Annotated in this window: 2 protein-coding genes and 1 tRNA gene; 2 read left to right on the forward strand and 1 reads right to left on the reverse strand. The window is 31.4% G+C overall.

Going from position 1 to position 816, the window contains the following annotated elements:
* A partial coding sequence (locus AC1QQ2_RS14575; protein WP_479713688.1) for a hypothetical protein occupies positions 1 to 235 on the forward strand: 235 nt, incomplete at its 5' end.
* Positions 236 to 249: 14 nt separating this feature from the next.
* On the opposite strand, the gene AC1QQ2_RS14580 is transcribed toward AC1QQ2_RS14575, so the two are convergent.
* A tRNA-Leu gene (locus AC1QQ2_RS14580) sits at positions 250 to 335 on the reverse strand.
* Positions 336 to 390: 55 nt separating this feature from the next.
* Between AC1QQ2_RS14580 and nadA the strand changes: the two genes are divergently transcribed.
* Positions 391 to 816: quinolinate synthase NadA (gene nadA / locus AC1QQ2_RS14585; RefSeq protein ID WP_479713689.1), on the forward strand; the 426-nt coding region annotated here is incomplete at its 3' end.

Consider the following 816-nt stretch of genomic DNA (forward strand, 5'->3'; position numbering starts at 1 on the left):
TAAATTAAAAAATAAATTATCTAAAAGATTATTACCAATTCAGGTAACCAAAGGTGAACTTCATCAAGATGAGATAATTTATAATAATGAAATTGAAATAGGAAAAATATTGATAGAAAAAGATTTTCCTTTTGCTTTAGTTAAATATTTAGATGATAATTTTAATGAAAATTTAGACTATACTTCTAAAAATGCATCTTTTAAAATAATAAAGCCTAGTTGGATTAAATCATAAAAAATTAAATAATTTGGTGCGGTCGGAGAGAATCGAACTCTCATGGACTAAGTCCACACGGCCCTCAACCGTGCCTGTCTACCAATTTCAGCACGACCGCAATATGCCTCACAATAAATGAATGACATTTATCTTTCAAATTGATAAGTTGCGGCATGGAATTTACACAAGAAGTCCAACAAGCAACAGCTTCGATTTATAAAAAAATTTCAAAAGTAGTGCCTGAAATTGAGTGGTCAGTGCATGCACCCTATATTCATAAAATTAATGAATTAAAAAAAGAAAAAAACGCAGTTATTCTTGCGCACAATTATCAAACTCCAGAAATCTATCATGGTGTGGCTGACTTTTCAGCTGATTCTTTGGCATTAGCAATTGAGGCATCTAAAACTTCAGCTGATATAATTGTAATGGCAGGTGTACATTTTATGGCTGAAACTGCAAAACTAATGAGTCCAAACAAAAAAGTTCTTTTACCAGATATGGATGCAGGATGTTCGTTGTCATCTTCTATAACTGGAAAAGATGTAAGATTATTTAAAGAAAAATATCCTGGAGTGCCTGTTGTCTCTTATGTAAAT

It is taken from the genome of Aestuarium sp. (assembly GCF_023253315.1).
Classification (GTDB): domain Bacteria; phylum Pseudomonadota; class Alphaproteobacteria; order Rhodobacterales; family Rhodobacteraceae; genus Marivivens; species Marivivens donghaensis.